General features: G+C 36.2%; 18 protein-coding genes and 2 CRISPR repeat arrays. Of the genes, 1 reads left to right on the forward strand and 17 read right to left on the reverse strand.

Translation table 11 applies throughout. From position 1 onward, the window contains the following. Positions 1–19: 19 nt before the first annotated feature. From pheA to lepA, 4 genes are all read right to left on the reverse strand, one after another. Positions 20–844 carry a prephenate dehydratase gene (gene pheA / locus ACNTMY_RS06010; RefSeq protein WP_423215765.1) on the reverse strand — a complete coding sequence of 275 codons (825 nt, stop codon included), beginning with the start codon at positions 842–844 and terminating at the stop codon, positions 20–22. Continuing rightward, the gene (locus tag ACNTMY_RS06015) at positions 841–1,317 is read right to left on the reverse strand and encodes a shikimate kinase (RefSeq protein ID WP_423215766.1); all 477 of its coding nucleotides are present in this window, start codon (positions 1,315–1,317) and stop codon (positions 841–843) included. The genes pheA and ACNTMY_RS06015 overlap by 4 nt, the downstream gene beginning before the upstream one ends. Continuing rightward, positions 1,310–2,593 (reverse strand): 3-phosphoshikimate 1-carboxyvinyltransferase, encoded by a 1,284-nt coding sequence (gene aroA, locus ACNTMY_RS06020; RefSeq protein ID WP_423215767.1) that lies wholly within the window; start codon positions 2,591–2,593, stop codon positions 1,310–1,312. Before aroA ends, ACNTMY_RS06015 begins: the two co-directional genes overlap by 8 nt. Positions 2,594–2,726: 133 nt before the next feature. After that, positions 2,727–4,562 (reverse strand): translation elongation factor 4, encoded by a 1,836-nt coding sequence (gene lepA / locus ACNTMY_RS06025; protein ID WP_423215768.1) that lies wholly within the window; start codon positions 4,560–4,562, stop codon positions 2,727–2,729. Positions 4,563–4,786: 224 nt separating this feature from the next. On the opposite strand from lepA, the gene ACNTMY_RS06030 reads away from it, so the two are divergent. Then, positions 4,787–5,353, forward strand: a complete 567-nt coding sequence (locus ACNTMY_RS06030) for an Ltp family lipoprotein (RefSeq protein WP_420543358.1) — start codon at positions 4,787–4,789, stop codon at positions 5,351–5,353. A gap of 93 nt (positions 5,354–5,446) precedes the next feature. After that, a CRISPR array of direct repeats spans positions 5,447–6,805; the repeat unit is 36 nt; unit sequence GTTTTGGAACCATTCGAAACAACACAGCTCTAAAAC. Positions 6,806–6,894: 89 nt separating this feature from the next. Here the strand turns inward: ACNTMY_RS06030 and ndk are convergent. The 13 genes from ndk to glmM all read right to left on the reverse strand — a co-directional run bounded on the left by ndk (position 6,895) and on the right by glmM (position 20,697). After that, the gene (ndk, locus tag ACNTMY_RS06035) at positions 6,895–7,311 is read right to left on the reverse strand and encodes a nucleoside-diphosphate kinase (protein WP_004232469.1); all 417 of its coding nucleotides are present in this window, start codon (positions 7,309–7,311) and stop codon (positions 6,895–6,897) included. Positions 7,312–7,412: 101 nt separating this feature from the next. Continuing rightward, positions 7,413–8,372: direct repeats of the CRISPR family, unit length 36 nt. 142 nt (positions 8,373–8,514) lie between these two features. Then, positions 8,515–8,895, reverse strand: a complete 381-nt coding sequence (locus tag ACNTMY_RS06040) for a type II toxin-antitoxin system HicB family antitoxin (RefSeq protein ID WP_074566516.1) — start codon at positions 8,893–8,895, stop codon at positions 8,515–8,517. Between the two features lie 13 nt (positions 8,896–8,908). Beyond that, the gene (locus ACNTMY_RS06045) at positions 8,909–9,094 is read right to left on the reverse strand and encodes a type II toxin-antitoxin system HicA family toxin (protein ID WP_423215769.1); all 186 of its coding nucleotides are present in this window, start codon (positions 9,092–9,094) and stop codon (positions 8,909–8,911) included. Between the two features lie 96 nt (positions 9,095–9,190). Then, positions 9,191–9,853 (reverse strand): type II-A CRISPR-associated protein Csn2, encoded by a 663-nt coding sequence (csn2, locus tag ACNTMY_RS06050; protein WP_423216871.1) that lies wholly within the window; start codon positions 9,851–9,853, stop codon positions 9,191–9,193. Beyond that, positions 9,843–10,187: a CRISPR-associated endonuclease Cas2 gene (gene cas2, locus ACNTMY_RS06055; RefSeq protein ID WP_004232475.1), complete on the reverse strand. Its 345-nt coding sequence runs from the start codon at positions 10,185–10,187 to the stop codon at positions 9,843–9,845. Before cas2 ends, csn2 begins: the two co-directional genes overlap by 11 nt. After that, positions 10,184–11,050 carry a type II CRISPR-associated endonuclease Cas1 gene (cas1, locus tag ACNTMY_RS06060; RefSeq protein WP_423215770.1) on the reverse strand — a complete coding sequence of 289 codons (867 nt, stop codon included), beginning with the start codon at positions 11,048–11,050 and terminating at the stop codon, positions 10,184–10,186. Before cas1 ends, cas2 begins: the two co-directional genes overlap by 4 nt. Then, complete coding sequence (cas9, locus tag ACNTMY_RS06065; RefSeq protein WP_423215771.1) at positions 11,050–15,165, reverse strand: type II CRISPR RNA-guided endonuclease Cas9; 4,116 nt, start codon at positions 15,163–15,165, stop codon at positions 11,050–11,052. The genes cas1 and cas9 overlap by 1 nt, the downstream gene beginning before the upstream one ends. Positions 15,166–15,725: 560 nt before the next feature. Next, positions 15,726–15,896: an NADH-quinone oxidoreductase subunit L gene (locus ACNTMY_RS06070; RefSeq protein WP_074483651.1), complete on the reverse strand. Its 171-nt coding sequence runs from the start codon at positions 15,894–15,896 to the stop codon at positions 15,726–15,728. Continuing rightward, on the reverse strand, positions 15,893–16,552 hold the full coding sequence (locus tag ACNTMY_RS06075) for a TIGR01906 family membrane protein (protein ID WP_423215772.1): 660 nt from the start codon (positions 16,550–16,552) through the stop codon (positions 15,893–15,895). The genes ACNTMY_RS06070 and ACNTMY_RS06075 overlap by 4 nt, the downstream gene beginning before the upstream one ends. Next, positions 16,542–17,315: a TIGR01457 family HAD-type hydrolase gene (locus ACNTMY_RS06080; RefSeq protein ID WP_020917067.1), complete on the reverse strand. Its 774-nt coding sequence runs from the start codon at positions 17,313–17,315 to the stop codon at positions 16,542–16,544. Before ACNTMY_RS06080 ends, ACNTMY_RS06075 begins: the two co-directional genes overlap by 11 nt. A gap of 72 nt (positions 17,316–17,387) precedes the next feature. Next, positions 17,388–18,116, reverse strand: a complete 729-nt coding sequence (locus ACNTMY_RS06085) for an acyl-ACP thioesterase domain-containing protein (RefSeq protein WP_423215773.1) — start codon at positions 18,114–18,116, stop codon at positions 17,388–17,390. A 4-nt stretch (positions 18,117–18,120) separates the two neighbouring features. Next, the gene (gene hemW / locus ACNTMY_RS06090; RefSeq protein ID WP_423215774.1) at positions 18,121–19,251 is read right to left on the reverse strand and encodes a radical SAM family heme chaperone HemW; all 1,131 of its coding nucleotides are present in this window, start codon (positions 19,249–19,251) and stop codon (positions 18,121–18,123) included. Between the two features lie 93 nt (positions 19,252–19,344). Next, on the reverse strand, positions 19,345–20,697 hold the full coding sequence (gene glmM / locus ACNTMY_RS06095) for a phosphoglucosamine mutase (protein WP_021142665.1): 1,353 nt from the start codon (positions 20,695–20,697) through the stop codon (positions 19,345–19,347). Positions 20,698–20,745 lie beyond the last annotated feature (48 nt).

Here is a 20,745-nt window from a genome sequence, read left to right on the forward strand (position 1 = left end):
TGCAGGTGTTTCTTTAGTATTATAATTTGTAAACATCATAATTGCCTAGAGTTTTGTAGTCAATACCCAAAAGCTGCAATTCCTCAAGAGCACATGCGACTAAAGCTTCATTTGAATTGTCTACATCAACAATGAAAAAGTATTCTCCGAGAGCTGTCTTCAAGGGACGACTTTCGATTTTTGTCAAATTAATCCCACGCCAAGCAAAGACTGACAGAGCTTTATAGAGCGCACCAGGCAAATTATCCTGCAAAGTGATGGCTAAAGACAGTTTTTGCTGAGATTTAGACAAATCAAATACAGGCTTTTGACGTCCAAGTAGCCAAAAGCGCGTGTAATTTTCATCCATTTCTTGAATATCTTTTGCGATAATCACAAGACCATACTCTTTTGCCGCTGCAGCTGGAGCAATGGCTGCGTATGGCTCATCAGGATTTTCTGCAATATAGCGCGCGGCATAAGCAGTGCTCGCTGTCATTTCGATTTGAGCATTTGGATAATGAGTCTTGATGTATTTTTTACCCTGAGCAATAGCTTGCGGGTGTGAAAAAATCTTTTCGATTTTTTTATCCTGTGATGTTGCTAAAAGCTGTTGCTTAATAGGCTGAATCATCTCTGCAACTGCTTCAATATTAGCTTGATGATAAAGATAATCAAGCGTCTCATGGACAGAGCCCTCAATTGAATTTTCAACTGGAATAATGGCGTAATCCACGACACCTTCTTCATAAGACTTAATCACTTCTGTGATATTGGCAAAAGGCATGCGCTCGTCATCTGGAAAAGCCTTAACAGCAACATTGTGCGTAAAAGAACCACTCGGTCCTAAATAGCCAACTTTCATCCGATTTCCTCAACAATTTCTTCCGGTGTTTTTCCAGCGACTTCAATAATGCGATTAGCTGCTGACTCATACATTTCTCTACGTCCATCAAAGATAGCTTTAAACGCTTCTTTGCTATTATTGATAAACAGCGGACGCACATTTTTCGTATCATTTTTGATACGGTCATAAAGCGTGTCGAAATCAGCTTTAAGATAAATCGTCTCACCATTTTTTGTCAAAATGTCACGGTTAATAGGATTAATCACAACACCGCCACCAGTTGAAATGACATGCTCAGAATCGACTAACTCTGCTAGCACTTGCGACTCAATCTCACGGAACTTTGCTTCGCCTTCTTTTTCAAAAAAGTCAGCAATCGACATACCGATACGCTCTGTAATCAAAGCGTCCATATCGATATAATCTTTATCTAAAAGTGATGAAATTGTTGACTTACCTGAGCCCATAAATCCGATAATAATTCTAGCCACGTGACAACACCTCCAAATCATTAAAGAAGCTTGGGTAACTTGTATTGATTGCTTCTGCACGTTCCAATTCAACATCGCCTTCTGACACCAAAAGCGCAGCAATTGCTGTCATCATACCAATGCGGTGGTCACCAAAAGTATTGATTTTAGCACCATGAAGTGGCGTTTTTCCTTTAATAATCATGCCATCGTCTGTCGGTGTAATGTCAGCACCCATTGCATTGAGAGCATCCGCAACGACTTGAATGCGGTCAGTTTCTTTGACCTTCAATTCTTCTGCATCACAAATCACTGTTGTGCCATTTGCTTGTGTGGCAAGAAGAGCAAGAATTGGCAATTCGTCAATTAAACGAGGAATGATTTCACCACCGATTTCAGTACCGTGGAGTTCAGACGTCTCAACTGCAATAGTCGCTGATTTTGCAACATCATCAACATCTGAAATTGTCATCTTGCCACCCATCGCTTCAATAACATCAAGAATACCAGTTCGCGTTTCATTAATACCAACATTCTTCAATGTCACTTTTGCATTTGGGGCAATAAGCCCTGCAACAAGCCAGAAAGCTGCTGATGAGATATCACCTGGCACAACCACATCTTGACCAGTAAATTCTTGACCACCTCTGATGCGAATCTCTTTGCCGTCTACATCAATTTTTCCACCAAATTGAACAATCATATCTTCGGTGTGATTGCGAGTCTTCTCTTTTTCGATGATAACAGATTCACCTTCTGCCTGCAAAGCAGCAAAGATAAGTGCTGATTTGACCTGAGCAGATGCCACAGGAAGTTGGTAGTGAATAGTTTTTAAAGCTTTGCTACCATGCATAGTAAGTGGTGGCAAGTCGCGCTCAGTTTGGCCTGAAACCTCAACACCCATTTGGCGAAGCGGAATCGTTACACGGTCCATAGGACGTTTTGACAAACTATCATCTCCAAACATCTCAACAGTGAAATCTTGCCCAGCCAAAACACCAGAAATCAAGCGAATTGACGTCCCTGAATTTCCCATATTCAATTTATTTTTTGGTGCTTTAAGTCCGTCAAAACCAACACCTGTAATGGTAACAAGCTCACCATCATCTTGAATATCTACACCCAAATCACGAAAAACTTGCATCGTTGACAAAACATCTTCGCCACGTAAAATATCGCGAACAGTCGTTTTTCCCTTAGCAAGACTTCCGAACATGATTGAACGGTGGCTGATTGATTTATCGCCAGGAACACGTAAGGTTCCTTGCAATTGTGACACATTTGTCAATAATTTCATACAACTCTCCCATGGTTTCATTTTTAATCTATTGTACCACAAAAATACTGAAAATTTGCACAACTCTCTAATTATTCTCTTTTTATGGCTGAAATAAGTAGAAAAACAGCTGAAAATTCAGCTGTTTAATGGTTTATTTTTTACTGCTTTCGTCATCCATTGAAAGTACTGACAAGAAGGCTTCTTGTGGCACTTCAACTGAACCGATAGCTTTCATACGTTTTTTACCTGCTTTTTGTTTTTCAAGCAATTTACGTTTACGAGAAACATCACCACCATAACATTTTGCAAGAACGTTTTTACGAAGGGCTTTAATATCTGAACGAGCAACGATTTTTTGACCGATAGCTGCTTGAATTGGCACTTCAAATTGTTGACGTGGAATAATTTTCTTCAATTTTTCAACGATTAATTTACCACGTTCATAGGCAAATTCATTGTGAACGATGAAGCTAAGCGCATCGACTTTGTCACCATTAAGCAGAATATCCATTTTAACCAATTTAGATTTGCGGTATTCTGAAAGTTCGTAATCAAAGCTTGCATAACCACGTGTTGATGATTTCAATTTATCAAAGAAATCAAAGACAATTTCAGCAAGTGGAATTTGGTAAATGACATTAACACGATTTTCATCAATATAATCCATTGTCACAAAATCACCACGTTTGCGTTGAGCAAGTTCCATAACAGCCCCGACAAATTCTTGCGGAACCATGATTTGTGCTTTAACGTATGGTTCTTCGATGCTTGCAACCTTAGTTGGGTCTGGGAATTCAGACGGGTTTGACACCTCAAGCATGTCGCCATCAGTCGTATTAACATGATAAACAACGGATGGTGCTGTCATAATCAAATCAATATTAAATTCACGTTCCAAACGTTCTTGGATAACATCCATGTGAAGAAGTCCCAAGAAACCACAACGGAAACCAAAACCAAGCGCTTGTGACGTTTCTGGTTCAAATTGAAGACTAGCATCGTTCAATTGAAGTTTTTCAAGAGCTTCACGAAGATCGTTGTATTTATTTGATTCGATTGGGTAAAGACCAGCAAACACCATTGGGTTCATTTGTTTATAACCGTGAAGTGGTGCTTCTGCTGGGTTTTCCGCAAGTGTTACAGTATCACCGACACGAGTGTCCGCTACAGTCTTAATTGAGGCTGCGATATAACCAACATCACCTGTCGCTAGGAAATCACGACCCACTGCTTTTGGTGTGAAGATACCAACTTCAGTGACATCAAATGTTTTACCGTTAGACATCAACTGAATAGTGTCGCCAGGTTTTACCATACCATTGACGATACGAACTTGAAGAATAACCCCACGATAAGCATCGTAAACTGAGTCAAAGATAAGTGCTTGAAGCGGTGCTTCAACATCACCTGCTGGCGCTGGCACGTACTCAACGATTTGCTCAAGGATTTCTTCAATCCCGATACCAGCTTTTGCTGAAGCAAGTACTGCCTCTGACGCATCAAGTCCAATAACATCTTCGATTTCTTGACGAACACGTTCAGGGTCAGCAGCTGGCAAATCGATTTTATTGATTACTGGCAAGATTTCCAAGTCATTATCAAGTGCCAAATACACGTTAGCAAGTGTTTGAGCTTCGATACCTTGTGCCGCATCGACAACCAAAATCGCACCTTCACAGGCTGCAAGTGAACGAGACACTTCATATGAAAAGTCAACGTGCCCCGGTGTGTCAATCAAGTGGAAAATGTAAGTTTCACCATCTTTAGCTGTGTAGTTCAACTCAATCGCATTCAATTTGATTGTGATACCACGTTCACGTTCCAAATCCATGCTATCCAAGAGTTGAGCTTGCATTTCACGACTAGAGACAGTTTCAGTTTTTTCCAAAATACGGTCAGCCAAAGTTGACTTACCGTGGTCAATATGCGCAATAATTGAGAAATTGCGAATTTTTTCTTGTCGTTTTTTTAATTCTTGAATATCCATCTATCTATAATCCTATACAATTATTCATTATTTCTATTATAACAAATAAACACCACTGGTGCTATAAAAAGTTTTCTAGACACGATAAATATCGCTAAAATCAGCTACCGCAAATCATTTTACAAATCTTAAAGAAAGCGTTATCATCTAATTGAGAATTTGGTGTATTAATCATTTTTGGCATACGTATACTGCAAATCTTCAAGAATGATAAGGAGAACAAGATGAAAAAGAAAACAGTTATTATTGTTACTGCTACAGCACTTTTGGGATTCTCAAGCCTCGCTACTCTTCCACTTCCTGCTGCAACACAACCTACTGTCGTTTATGCTGCTACAACAAATTCACAAAAAGAAGCTTTGAAGAAAGCTGAAAAGTATTATAAACTCATGAACATGTCAAAATTAGACATTTATGACCAGCTCACTTCCGAAGTTGAAAATTACTCCGAAGCTGATGCGCAGTATGCTGTTGACCACTTGAAAGCAAATTATAAAAAAGCTGCTTTAAAAAAGGCAAAAAGCTACTACAAAATCATGCACATGTCTAAACAAGGCATCTATGACCAACTATCTAACGAAAATGGTGATAAATTCACTGCAGACCAAGCTCAGTACGCTATCGACCACGCAAAATTAGATTATAAAAAGGCTGCCTTAGAAAAAGCAAAAAGCTATAAGAAAACACTCGACTTGTCATCAGAAGAAATCTACGACCAACTAACTTCTGAACACGGTGAAAAATTCACCGCCGAAGAAGCCCAATACGCCGTCGACCACCTAGATGACTAACTAAATTTCGCAAACCTATGACCCACATAGAGTTAACCCACCTAGTGAAGAACTAGGTGGGTTTTGGTATATTCATATTTAGTAGTTACAATTATTTTGGAACCATTCGAAGCAACACAGCTCTAAAACCTTTTCTAACTTTTGCAGCTTCTTCTAAGGGTTTTGGAACCATTCGAAACAACACAGCTCTAAAACTATCTACGTCGGACAAGTATTGCGTGTCAAGTTTTGGAACCATTCGAAACAACACAGCTCTAAAACAGTGCTGTGTTCATTTTTGGTTTGTCTTCCGTTTTGGAACCATTCGAAACAACACAGCTCTAAAACAAGTAACATTTGGGAAGATTACTGTGAGGAGTTTTGGAACCATTCGAAACAACACAGCTCTAAAACCTTTACCAATCTTCTAGCTGGTCGTCTTTCCGTTTTGGAACCATTCGAAACAACACAGCTCTAAAACCCGTAGTCGAATGAAACAGACAAATCATCAGTTTTGGAACCATTCGAAACAACACAGCTCTAAAACATAGCATACCGCTAATCAAGATAAGTATGAGTTTTGGAACCATTCGAAACAACACAGCTCTAAAACCAATCAGCACAATAATAATTGCCTGGTTTTGTTTTGGAACCATTCGAAACAACACAGCTCTAAAACTGCTTTCAACGGCAATTGTTTAAAACTGTTGTTTTGGAACCATTCGAAACAACACAGCTCTAAAACACAGTCTTCGCACCGTTGTCGTCATGTCCGGTTTTGGAACCATTCGAAACAACACAGCTCTAAAACTTATCGTGACCATAATTTTGGGAATGAGTTGTTTTGGAACCATTCGAAACAACACAGCTCTAAAACTCTGACATTGACAACCTGCAGCTTGCGCATGTTTTGGAACCATTCGAAACAACACAGCTCTAAAACTTAATTGATTGCACGCCCATTTAAAATCCGGTTTTGGAACCATTCGAAACAACACAGCTCTAAAACTCTTTGTCTTTGACCCAGACTTCATCGTCAGTTTTGGAACCATTCGAAACAACACAGCTCTAAAACTGGGGTGTGAACACAAAAAGGAACAAGATGGTTTTGGAACCATTCGAAACAACACAGCTCTAAAACAGGTCTTCGGGGGCTTGACTATAAGGTGCTGTTTTGGAACCATTCGAAACAACACAGCTCTAAAACTTATGGGTTATTTATTTTATTCAGTGCATCGTTTTGGAACCATTCGAAACAACACAGCTCTAAAACTTATGGGTTATTTATTTTATTCAGTGCATCGTTTTGGAACCATTCGAAACAACACAGCTCTAAAACTTGCTGTAAGGTCGTTACGCAAGCCAGTTAGGTTTTGGAACCATTCGAAACAACACAGCTCTAAAACAATCCAATAACTAAATGTGTAGTAGCGGTCGTTTTGGAACCATTCGAAACAACACAGCTCTAAAACCTCGTGGACCATTTTTCCTCACGAAATTTCGTAATCGCGCCATTTGTCTCAGCCAGACTTCAGCTCCGAATGATTCCTTATTTAATTATTTTATTCCCCAAACCAAAGGGCGATTTCGCGTTCTACTGATTCTGGTGAATCTGAACCGTGAACGATATTAAATGTTGCAGCGCCTTCAGCTGGTGCTTGAGCAAAATCACCACGGATTGTTCCTGGAAGAGCTTCTTTAGGGTTTGTTGCACCCATCATTGTACGCCAAGAAGTAATCACTTCTTCTCCTGACATAACACCAGCAATCACTGGACCACTTGTCATAAAGTCAACGATTAGTGGGAAGAATGGACGGTCAACCAAGTCTTCATAGTGTTTTTCTAACAACTCAGGAGTTGCCATACGCATTTCTAATTTTTCAATTTTGAAACCACGACGTTCAATACGTTTAAGCACTTCACCTACAAGTCCGCGTTTCACGCCATCCGGTTTAATCATAAAGAAAGTTTTTTCCATGTAAACAATCCAACCTATCTAACTAAAATAAATTCACTTTCAATTTTACCATAAAAGAAAACTTTTGAAAAACATTGAAAGTGATTTTCACTAAAGTTTTAGTTAGAGAATTTTTCGAAACAGCACAGCTCTAAAACGTTAGGGAACCGGCTAGGGTTTGTTTATTGTTTTGGGACCATTCGAAACAGCACAGCTCTAAAACTGTGATTGTATGTAAGCGCCGTAACGTTCTGTTTTGGGACCATTCGAAACAGCACAGCTCTAAAACTGGATTCGTTGATAGTGGTTTTTAGATTATGTTTTGGGACCATTCGAAACAGCACAGCTCTAAAACAGCCAATAATGCTTGGGGAGCTTGGCAATAGTTTTGGGACCATTCGAAACAGCACAGCTCTAAAACAACCAATTCTGATTTTTACAATTATCAAGTGTTTTGGGACCATTCGAAACAGCACAGCTCTAAAACTTTTGTGTTCGAAGATTTTCAATTCTCCGTGTTTTGGGACCATTCGAAACAGCACAGCTCTAAAACCCCCTTGTCAAAAAAATTTTAAAAAATCTCGTTTTGGGACCATTCGAAACAGCACAGCTCTAAAACCTGCAGCTAGACTTTTTTCCAAGACATTTTGTTTTGGGACCATTCGAAACAGCACAGCTCTAAAACGTATGCTAATCTGTTAGAACGAAAAATAGAGTTTTGGGACCATTCGAAACAGCACAGCTCTAAAACTCTTTATTACGTTTTACTTCAGTCGAACTAGTTTTGGGACCATTCGAAACAGCACAGCTCTAAAACTCTTTATTACGTTTTACTTCAGTCGAACTAGTTTTGGGACCATTCGAAACAGCACAGCTCTAAAACTCCTCTAAATAACGAACGTAAGCGTCTGGTAGTTTTGGGACCATTCGAAACAGCACAGCTCTAAAACCCACCATTAAAGCTGGCTTGCACGCGCTGAGTTTTGGGACCATTCGAAACAGCACAGCTCTAAAACAGTATTGATAAAAGTTCTGTACACCTTCCTGTTTTGGGACCATTCGAAACAGCACAGCTCTAAAACCTCGTGGACCATTTTTTCTCACGAAATTTCGTAATCGCGCCATTTGTCTCAACCAGACTTCAGCCTCGAACAGCTCCATAATATTAGCTTTATTATACCTAAAAATCCTTGATTTTTCAACGTTCCTGAGCAATCGTAAAACTTATAGTTGCAACTTTTTCTCCAAAGCTTTTGTTAAAACCTCAGAATAATTTACCTGCTCTCGGTCAGCTAATCTGACCAACCATTCTGGTACCGTAACATTCTTACGAATAGCTTTTGTCTTTTTTAAATACGGTGAAGGATCAGCTTGAATCAGAGTAATGAAGCCATCATCAACCTTTAGTTCACTCATATCAATAACTTTTGGAAGAGCAAGTCCTTCATCTAAATACGCAGCTAGCGAACTCTCAAGCATTTCACGAGCATTCTTCATAGCTTCCTCGATATCTTTACCTTCAGTTCCACCACCGAATCCTGGAAATTCTACCCAAAAACTTCCGCCTTCTTCTTTGTGAAAAATTGCAGGATATGTTTTTAACATCAATTTGCCTCCTCTAATCTAAATCTTTAAGAATTTTTCTCTCTAAGCCTGCTCCAACGACCTTATTACCATGAATTGGTATTGTGACAATATAAGATTTCCCATCTTTTTTGAATTGATGATGACTTCCTTTTACACGAACTTCTTTCCATCCTTTTGAAATTGCTATTTTAGCTAGCTCTTTCCCAGTTTTTGGCACAGCTACTCTCCTCCTTTATTTTATACGTATTATGCGTATATGTCAAAACATAAGAAAAAGTATCTACAAAAAGTGTAGATACTTTATTATTCGTTTTTAACTCATGTTTTCTGCAATCAAAAAATAATCATTATCCAAAACATATTGTGGAAAATCATAAACTTTTCGTGGCTCTAGAAAAAGAACTTTTTGATTTGAAAGCTTGATATATTCCATCAATCTTTCTATCTCATTTTGGGTCAAATAAGCTCCACTATTCACAAAAATAAGTAACTTCTTTTTACTAAGATAGTTATATATTTGAAGAATTTCAAAGCATTTTTCAAAAATCGTATCACTTTGTGTTTCAATCTTAACACCAAGAGCTTTTATCAACTCAAGAACTGTGATTTCATCATATTCAAGATCAAGTTCATTTTCTAAACACTCATAAGCAATTAATTCTGTAATTGTATCAGCCAGGTTTTCAATCATCGATTTTACTTCTGGTTTCTCATTCAATTGACTTTCTAAATCAGCATGAATTAATTTGAGCATAGATGAAGAATTGACATCAAATCCCAAAATATCTGTCACTAAAAGTAACTCTGATTCTTTCAATGATTTCATTTTTTTGTCAAACAATTTCAACTCACTTTCTTCTGTGTAAGAATAGAATTGTCTAACAAGATTTGAAAAAACTGTTACATTTTCAACTGCTAGAATTGTGCCACCTGAAATTTCTATTGGCTCATCAAGTATCGGAAAATTAATCTTCATCACTATAATCCTCTCCTAAAAACACAAGCCGCTTATCAGAATTAGCCACACTCATATCTCTTTCACCGTTAAGATAAATCATACGAGCAAATTGCTTTTCAGTCACAGTCAAAAGAGTGATGCTCCCTTTTTTAGGATTATTTGCCTGAAGTCTATCAATCATCGCTTTATTAGCAGAATTATTTAGCAGTAATTTACTATAAACAGAAAATTGGTGCATGATAAAACCTTCACTAAGCAAAAACTTGCGAAATTTACGGTAAGCCTTGCGCTCCTCGACAGTCTCTGTGGGCATATCAAACATTAAAATCATTCGCATATATCGATAACTCATATCCTAAATTCAGGAACTCCTTTCCCACTATGATTAAGAGCTTTGACTACTTTTTTCGTATAATCACTAACAATGTTATTTAAATACATTTCCTTATTGTTGTAATAATAAGTTTCATCAAACATCGTAAACAACTCGCGTTTAATTTTGACAAAGGAAGCATTACGATTTTCGTACACAATTCTATCAACGATTGGACGAAATGGTTCCATTATGTCACTTGCTAGGTTGAATTGATTAAACTGATTAGAATGCTTCAAGCCGAACTGAGTCATGCAGCCACAAACAACTAGTTCACGCGCAAACATACTTAACAACAAAGTATAACCATAATCTAGCCCAGCATTAATGTCATTATCTTGTTCACGAGAAAAGTCATTTCCAAACAAGGTATTGAAATAAATTCTAGCCGAATGCCCTTCGCGATTACTAGGGTCAAAAGGTTCTAAACCATGATATAAATCCATAATCGATTGTGATTTTTCAAAGAAAGAACACTCACCTAGATACATACTCTGATTTAAAATTTTCTGTGCAATGATGTTAGTCCAGACATCACACTTGACTTCATCAGCCCATGCAATTTGATTTGTCAGCTGTAAACTAGAATCATGGCGTCCATAATAAGGCGTCAGCATTGCAGTTGGCAAACGTTTCTCATCACAAAAAATAATTAAAATATTTTTATCAACCAAACGTTCAATCAACATCGTCGTCAAAACAATATTTGTCGTTTCAAGCAAAAGAATATCAATTTCTTCTAAATGAATCATCTCAGTATGATAAGCATCCTTAAAAATCAAATGATTATTTTTATATGATAATTTCGAATGCTCGTTTACAATAACTGTACGCCATCCCATTACTCTTCTCCTAATTTACTCAAATCAATACGTGTTTCATAAAGACCAGTGATAGATTGGTGGATGAGGGTTGCATTTAGACATTCTTTGGTTGAAGTATAACGTTTACGTGGAATTTTTTCACCTAAGAAGTTAAAATCTGCTGGTGCTCCTAGTGCAGTCAATGTTAATAAATTGACAAATGATATTGAAATATCTTCAATTGAGAATGTATCTATCTTATCAGCAACTGCTCTAATTTTGCCAAGATTTTTTTCAACGTCAACGTATGACTTAGCAAAATTTTCTACACAAGATAAGACTTCTCCAAATTCTTTCTTATGCTCACTAACGTATTTCAAATGTTCAGAGTTATTAAAACTATTAACTCGATGAGCATGATAAAGTAATTCTACTAAATGACGTGAAAGTACTACTTCATTTCCCTTTTGAAGTTCTGAAGCACTGGCTAATAAACGTCTTCTTCCACCTTCAAATTCAAAAAGACTATATTTAGGAAGTTTTATCAAGTTATCCTCTTGAACATTTTGATACCCTTTCTTTTCTAAAAATACAACTGGATTTTCTTCAAAGGAAGAGCGCTCCATAATTGATATTCCCACCAATTCTTTTACAGTTTTCAATTTTTTAGCCTTGCCTTTTTCAACATCAGCTATAACAAAAACAGAGTAAGCAATGTTTGGGCTATCAAATCCTCCATATTTTGGAGTATCCCAGCGGAATTTCTTTGTTTTTCGTGGAATTAGTTTATCAGAATCACCTTTAGGTAGAATAGATTCTTTTGAGAATCCTCCAGTCTGAGTTTCAACCTTTTTAACAATATTAACTTGCGGATAAGAAAGAACCATTCGAACTTTTTCAAAATCTTTTTGCTTATTCCAAGCAATTTCACCAGTATCCTTGCTACACTCAATAACCGGTCGAACTACTACCTTACCATTTGAATATCTTATAACACGTTTAAAGAAATTCATCAAATTTGAATAGAAGAAATATTTTGCTGTTGCTTTATCACCTGAACTAGTGATAAATTTACGAATATCATATTTCTTGTACTCACCATAAACAAATTCAGGAGCTAATTTAGGATATTTTTTCAATAACGCTGTTCCAACAACTGCATTGAGATACGCATCCTGAGCATGATGATAATCATTAATTTCTCGAACCTTATAAAATTTAAAATCTTTTCGGAATTGTGAAACTAGATTTGATTTCAAAGTAATAACTTTAACATTACGAATTACTTTATCATTTTCATCACGTTCAGTATTAAAACGACTATCTAAAATTTGCGCTACATGTTTTGTAATTTGACGTGTTTCAACCAATTGACGCTTAATAAATCCTGCTTTATCATTTTCAGTCAAACCACCACGTTCTGCTTTAGTCAAATTATCAAATTTACGCTTAGAAATTAACCCAGATTTGTATAATCTAATCCAATCTGCCTTTCTATCATGAACAATATCAAGACTTGGTACATCATCTGATTTACCTCGATTCTTAGCAGAACTTGTCAATACTCGATTATCAATTGAGTCATCCTTAATAAAGGCTTGAGGAATGATGTGGTCAATATCATAATCACTTAGATGGTCGATATCTAACTCATCACCAGTGTACATATCCTTACCATTTTGAATGTAATAAAGGAATAGACGATCATCCTGGAGGTGGTTGTTTTCAACTTTACCTTCAATATACGATGGTTTTTCCTCATTAAGGATATTACTTCCTAATTCTTTTAATGAGTCCTGAAGTTTTTTCAAACGTTGTTGAGATTGATTTCTTCCTCTATTAGTTGTTTGATTTTCACGCGCCATCTCAATAACAATATTATCAGGATTATGTCCCATCACTTTAACTAGCTCATCAACGATTTTGACACTTTGTAGGATACCTTTTTTGATAGCAGGACTTCCAGGTAATTCGCGTACTACACTTGTAACATCATCAATGTCACCAATAATTTGTGCGTCTTTAATAATTTGTTTAAATGGCAACGTATCATCGCTAATTAATTGCATAAAATTACGGTTAGCATAACCATCATCAATTAAATAATCAAGAATCGATTTCCCATTTTCTTTATTTCGAATACCATTAATCAATTTATATGATAAACGTCCCCATCCTGTATAATGACGGCGTTCCAATTTTTTCAATTGTTGTGGTGTAAAGATATCGCTATATTTTTGAAGACGCTGACGAATCATATCTCTATCTTCAAATAAAGTCAATGTTTGGATAATATCTTCAATTATCGTTTCATTAGTTTTATCGTCTAAGAATGATTTGTCCAAAATCTTTTTCAAATCATGGTAAGTTCCAAGACTAGCATTGAATGATTTATTTTCTTTATCAAGCCCGATTAAATCTTGAATACGATACTCAGGAAATTCTTTATTAAGATAGTTTAGAAATTTATCTTTAGTGACTTTACGATTTTCTTTAAAGACATGTTCAAAAATTTCCTGCTTCATATTTGCATCAAAAAAGTTTGATTTGCCTTGTTCATTAACGTACTTAACTTTTGTCAATTCATTATAAACAGTATAAGTTTCATAAACAAGACTATGTTTTGGTAGAACCTTTTCTTCAGGTAAATACAAATCATTTAAAGTCATGCGTGTAATGAATTTTTCGGCTGACTTTTCTTTGTCTATAATCTCATCAAAATTCCACGGTGTAATCTTCTCGTCAGAATGATACTCTGCCCATGCAAATCGACTATTTTTTCGTGCCAGTGGACCAACATAGTAAGGAATTCTAAAGGTTAAGATTTTTTCAATCTTAGCTTGGCTTTCTTTCAAGAATGCATAATGCTCACCTTGACGACGTAAAATAGCATGCATTTCTTGTAAATGAATTTGATGCGGAATTGAACCATTATCAAATGTTCTTTGTTTTCTTAAAAAATCTTCACGTTCAATTTTGTCAAGGAAATAATCACTTCCATCAATTTTAGAAAGTGTTGTTTTTAAATATTTATAGAATTCGTCTTGTTTAACTCCATTTTCAATGTAACCAGCATAACCATTCTTATCTTTATCGTTGAAAATTTCATCATACTTATCAGAAGCATTATTTTTGATAAATTCTTTTAATTTTTTTAAATCTACTTGATGTTCATTGTAACGCTTAATCATTGAAGCTGATAGTGGAGCTTTTGTGGTATTATCAGCTACTGTTAAAATTCCTGACAACAAAATAGCATCATAAAGATTTTTAGCTGATGTAAATAAGTCCGCATACTCATCACCAATTTTTCCAAGCAACTCTTCTAAATCTTCTTCATAAGTATCTTTAGAAAATTGCAATTTAGCATCTTCAGATAGTTTAAAACTTGTTTTAAAGTTTGGTTGTAATCCTAGAGCTAAAGCAACAAGATTTCCAAATAAGGTATTCTTCTTTTCTGTCGGATAGTGTTTAATAAGATTCTCTAAACGACGTGATTTGCTAAATTTTTCTGTTAGAATACTTGAAGCGTCAACCGTAATTTCTGATAAGTGGCTGTCATCAAAGGATCTATCATACACTTCAACAAAAGCTTCGAATAATTTTTGAACATCTGTATTTTCAGAATTCAATTCACCTTCAATTAAAAAATGCCCACGGAATTTAATCATGTGTGCTAAAGCAAGATAGATTAAACGTAAATCTGCTTTTTCCTGAGAGTCAGCAAGATGTTTTCGCAAGTGATAGATGGTTGGAAATTCTTGATGATATTTTATTTCATCTGCTTTATTTCCAAAAATTGGATGAGAATCAAAGGTTTTATCATCATCTGTCAAAAAAGATTCATCAAGACGATAAAAGAAGCTTTCATCAACTTTTGCCATTTCTTTAGCAAAAATTTCTTGTAGGTAGCGTAAACGATTTTTGCGGCGTGTGTAACGTCGTCTAGCAGTACGCTTTAAGCGAGTTGCTTCTGCTGTTTCGCCATTATCAAACAATAAGGCTCCCAATAAATTTTTCTTAATATACTTTTTATCAGTATTTCCTAAAACTTTCATTTTTTTAGCTGGAACCTTGTAATCATCAGTAATCACAGCCCAACCAACACTGTTCGTACCAATATCAAGTCCGATTGAATAATTTTTCTTAGTCATAATTTTCCTCCTCTGAAGTATTGAAGATAAAAAGATTTATAAAAAAGTTTTTTAAGAAGTAAAAATTTTTATCAAATCTATAAAACTTTTCAAAAATTTTAGTAATTCAGTTAAAATTATAAGTTTATCCTTGCCAAATTTGATTCTTATCATTTCTATCTCCTTAAAATACAACTCGTTTTAATTAAAGTATACCATTTAATTTTTAAAAATCAAATAAATAGTGATATTAATATAAAATTTTGATAGAATAAAATAGGAGTTGTATTTTAGTTTTAGAGTTGTGCGTTTTATAGCTTTAACAATTTCTATATAATATCACTTGTAAATAATAAGTAATTATTATATAATATGTTTGTTGGAACTATTCGAAACAACACAGCGAGTTAAAATAAGGCTTTGTCCGTACACAACTTGTAAAAGTGGCACCCGATTCGGGTGCATTTTTTTGTTTGCTGTTTCAAATAAATATAACAAAACTAAACAAGTTTATTTTACTCCTCAAATTATTAAAAAACAAGCGTTTCCACGCTTGTTTTCTTTTTATTTTTATTGCTTGCTTAACTCACCAACCAGCCCCAGAAGAAGGGGAGGAGAAAGGCGATGATGCCGCAGATGACATAGGTGATGCGCAGCCATTTTTGCGAAATGTTAGAGGATTTTACCCAAAATGTAATGGCAAATATCCACGCTACTGCAAACAGTAGCCAAAAATACCATGCAAGTGTCATTTTTTATCCTTTCTCTCGTTATTTTTTAGGCGATGATTTAATTGCTTGCGAGCTATTGCAACTAAACTCAGCATCATCACTTCATAAGCTACAAAGAAAATGATAAAGCAATGCATGAAATATTCTTCTGGTAAAACCCAGATAACTGGGTCAGTCGCTGGGTTAAAAAGCCAACTGCTATCACCAGGAAATAAGGCTTCATGAAAGAGAGTAAAGAATTGGTCAAAACCAATCAAAAGCCCTGCTACTGCAATAACAATCGGTAAAATTGCAGCTAAGGTAAAAGCTCTTTGATGAAGAAAAAGTGACTTTTCAGCTCTGCTATTTTTCAAAAATCGCCAAGAAGGATATAGCAAAATAATAAAGACAGCTTGTGCTAAGTGAAAAAGGTGTTTAACATCACGAAAATGCTTGAGACCACTAGCTGATGATGGAAAATCCGGCATGGATAACTTGTGTGATAGTGGATTAGTCAGGTAAGTCATCAAGATATTAAAATTTTTCAAAAGCTCATCTTTTGTGATAGTCACTTGGAGACTTAGTTTTAGCCAGTCAATCTCTAGTGGATAAATCAACCACGCGCCGTAAATGGCAACAAGGACTGCGAGTGACAGTAACCACAACCAAGTGCTAAAGGTCCAAATTTTAGTTTTCATCAAAATTCCATTCATCAAGACTAGCAAGAACGTGATTAGGTTTTACTGGAAGAGTTGGGACTTCTTCAGGTTTAGTAAAACCAGTTGTGACAAGAAGTGTTGCAATATCATTTTGAATTCCCGCCATAATATCTGTCAGATAATTGTCACCAACCATAATAGCTTCTTCACGCTTAACTCCAAGAACATCGAGAGCTTTATTCATGATAATAGCATTTGGTTTTCCAATAAAGACTGGTTGCACGCGAGTGGCTGCTTCCAATAATTTGTTAATAGCGCCCGCACCTGGCATCAATCCACGTTCAGTTGGAATGTTCAAATCTGGATTTGTTCCGATAAAGACAGCACCTTTTTGGATAGCCAATGTCGCTACTGCTAATTTTTCATAAGTCAAATCATTATCAAGACCAACAACTACATAAGCTGGATTTTCAGTATCTTCTACATAACCCGCCTCAGCAATAGCCGTTTTCAAACCAGTTTCACCAATCACATAAACTGTCTTACCACGATTCAAGTCATTCATGTAATCAATCGTAGCCATTGTTGCTGTGTAAATTGTTTCAAGTGGTGTGTGAACATTGAACTGAGTTGACAACATTTCTTGTACTTTTTCAGGTGTACGAGTTGAATTATTCGTTACTAAAACGTAAGGAATATTTCTTTCTTGAAGTCGTTGAATAAAACGTTCCCCTGCTGGAATACGATTTTTTCCTTTGTAAATAGTTCCATCCAAGTCGATTAAATAGCCTTTATAAGTCATTTTTCCTCCAATATAAAATAGTAAATGACCTTTCTTTTAAACTTAAAAAGGTCATTAAGCATTACTTCCTAATTATTTTTTCATCCATTCAATGAGTGCTTGCGCTCTCACTGCACCTTGTGTGACAATTTCGTGTTTTGTTGTCAATCCAACTCTCTCTACACGTGACTTGATGTCATGTCCATAGTGAACTTCTTTCACATATTTTAAATTAATGCGATGAGGAATGTACTCTTCTAAGAACTTCACATCAAGCACATCGTACATCCACTCAAGGTATTTACTATTATTAACATGTCCGTTCAAATCAAGATCAAAAAATCTAACATGATAAAGTGTTTCTTCTGGATTTTCAAGACCTTCGTAACGTGGTCCACGGAAGAATTTCTTCACTTTTTCAACTTGATAAACATCTACAATCTCATCTAAAACAGGATGTACTTTACGAGTATCATAATCCATCAAAACAAACGTTGAATGAATCGTCAAAAGTTTTTCACCAGATTCACTATAGACATTAAAATCGCGATAACAAAATAGCTTATTGTAAGCCGTTGGTACTGTTTCAATCACGATATTTTCAGTGTATTTTGGCAATCGTTCAATTTCAATAGCGTATTCTGTAATAATCCAAACAAGATTGTAAGTTTTATAAATATGTTCGTCACTCATTCCTAAGCTCAGCGATTGTTTTCCAGAAACCTGCAAAACTAGCGATAAAAGCTGTGACAATTTCATATTTTGATTAATATCACTTTCATAAAAAGGCACTTGATATTTTTCTCTATAACTTAATCCCATCTTGTTACTCCAATATAAATCTCTCCGCGACAGTGTCTCCCAAGAATAATCCTTTTTTGGTCATACGAACAACTTTGTCATCTGGCACTAAAAGCCCTTGGTTGCAAAGTTCCCTTACAATTTGTCCATAACGTTCTTCGAAAGACACACCGAATTTTTCTTCAAATCTAGCAATCGAAACACCAGATTTTTTGCGTAATCCTAAGAACAATTCTTCTTCCATCATCTCTTCTTTTGTCAAAGTCTCTTCCGACAATCGAGCATTACCTTCTGAAACAGCCTTTAGATAGTGCTGAATTGGTCCACGATTACGATAGCGCACACCATTCAAATAGCCAGAAGCACCTGCTCCAACGCCATAATACTCCGCATTATCCCAATACATTAAATTATGACGACTTTCAAAGCCAGGTTTTGTAAAGTTTGAAATCTCATAATGCTCAAAGCCATTTTTCTCCAACTCTGAGATAATGTATTCAAACATCTCCGCTTCCAAATCCTCTTGCGGCAACTGCAATTTACCGCGACGCATCTTATTCATAAAAACTGTGTGATGCTCTAAAATCAGACTATACAAACTCAAATGTGGAATATCAAGAGCAATTGCCTTGGCAACATTTTCTTTGACATCTTCCATCGTTTGCCCAGGAAGAGCATAAATCAAATCAATCGAAATATTATGGAATCCAGCTTTTTTAAGATTCTCAATCGTTGAATAAATCTGAGCTTCATTGTGGCTACGACCAATTTTTTTTAAATGTTTGTCGTTAAAAGTCTGAACACCAAGTGAAACGCGATTAACTGCTGAGTTTTTCAGCACTTCAATCTTATCTTCTGTCAAATCACCTGGATTTGCTTCAATAGTGAATTCTTCCAATGCACTTAAATCCAAATGTTTTGTCAAATTCGTCAATAAATACTCCAATTGCTCTGCAGTAATTGAGGTTGGAGTGCCACCTCCGATATATAAAGTACGCAATTTTTTGATATCATATGATTCAAATTCACGAATAAGAGCCTGCAAATAAGCATCAACAGGCTGATTTTTGATGAATACTTTTGAAAAATCACAGTAATAACAAATTTGCGTACAAAATGGTATATGTACATAAGCTGATGTTGGTTTTGTTAGCATGACGTTATTATAACATTTTTAAGAAAGATAACCAATGAAATAAACACAAAAAAGTCTGAGCTTAACACCCAAACCTTTTCTTCTTTATTGAATTTAGTCGATACCGATTTCGTTACGAACAACATCAGCAATAGTGTTTACATAGTAGTCAACTTCTTCATCAGTTGGCGCTTCAGCCATAACGCGAAGAAGTGGTTCAGTACCACTTGGGCGAACCAAGATACGACCGTTTCCATTCATTTCTTCTTCCATTTTGCTGATGATTTCAGCGATAGCTGGCACTTCCATCGCTTTGCTCTTCATGCTATTTTCAACACGAACGTTAACTAATTTTTGTGGGTAGATAGTCACTTCAGCAGCTAATTCAGAAAGTGGTTTACCAGTTTCTTTCATAACTTTAACCAATTGAATACCAGTCAATTGACCATCACCAGTTGTGTTGTAGTCCATGATAATAACGTGACCTGATTGTTCACCACCAAGGTTGTAACCAGATTTACGCATTTCTTCAACAACATAACGGTCACCAACGGCTGTGATAGCTTTGTTGATACCTTCACGGTCAAGTGCTTTGTGGAAACCAAGGTTAGACATAACAGTTGTAACGATTGTGTTATGAGCCAATTGACCACGTTCAGAAAGGTATTTACCAATGATGTACATTACTTTGTCACCATCGACAATTTCACCATTTTCATCAACGGCAATCAAGCGGTCACTGTCACCATCAAATGCTAAACCAACAGCTGCACCAGATTCTTTAACAAGTGCTTGCAATTGTTCCGGGTGAGTAGAACCAACACCAGCGTTGATGTTAAGTCCATCTGGATCTTCACCGATAACTGTAATATCAGCATCCAAATCTAAGAAAATATCACGTGCAGACACTGAAGCTGAACCATTTGCAGTATCAAGAGCAACTTTCATTCCTTCAAGGCTAACACCTGTTGAAACAAGGAATTTTTCGTATTTACGAAGTCCTTCTGGATAATCAACAAGTGTTCCAAGACCTTCAGCTGAAGGACGTGGAAGAGTATCTTCTGGAGCATCAAGAAGAGCTTCGATTTCTAATTCTTGGTCATCAGCCAATTTGAAGCCATCACCACCGAAGAATTTAATACCGTTATCTTGTGCAGGGTTGTGACTAGCTGAAATCATAACACCAGCGCTAGCTTTTTCAGTACGAACAAGATATGACACACCTGGAGTTGCTAAAACACCAAGTTTGTAAACTTCAATACCAACTGAAAGAAGACCAGCAACTAAAGCTGATTCAAGCATTTCACCTGAAATACGAGTATCGCGTGCGACGAATACTTTTGGACGTTCTGTTTCATGTTGGCTAAGAACATAACCACCAAAGCGACCCAATTTGAAGGCTAACTCAGGAGTTAACTCAACATTTGCTTCTCCACGAACACCATCAGTACCAAAATATTTTCCCATTATTCATTTAGCGAAAATTTCGCTTCCTCCATTACTAAATTCATTTTT

Source organism: Streptococcus equinus, assembly GCF_049393735.1.
Classification (GTDB): Bacteria; Bacillota; Bacilli; order Lactobacillales; family Streptococcaceae; genus Streptococcus; species Streptococcus equinus_G.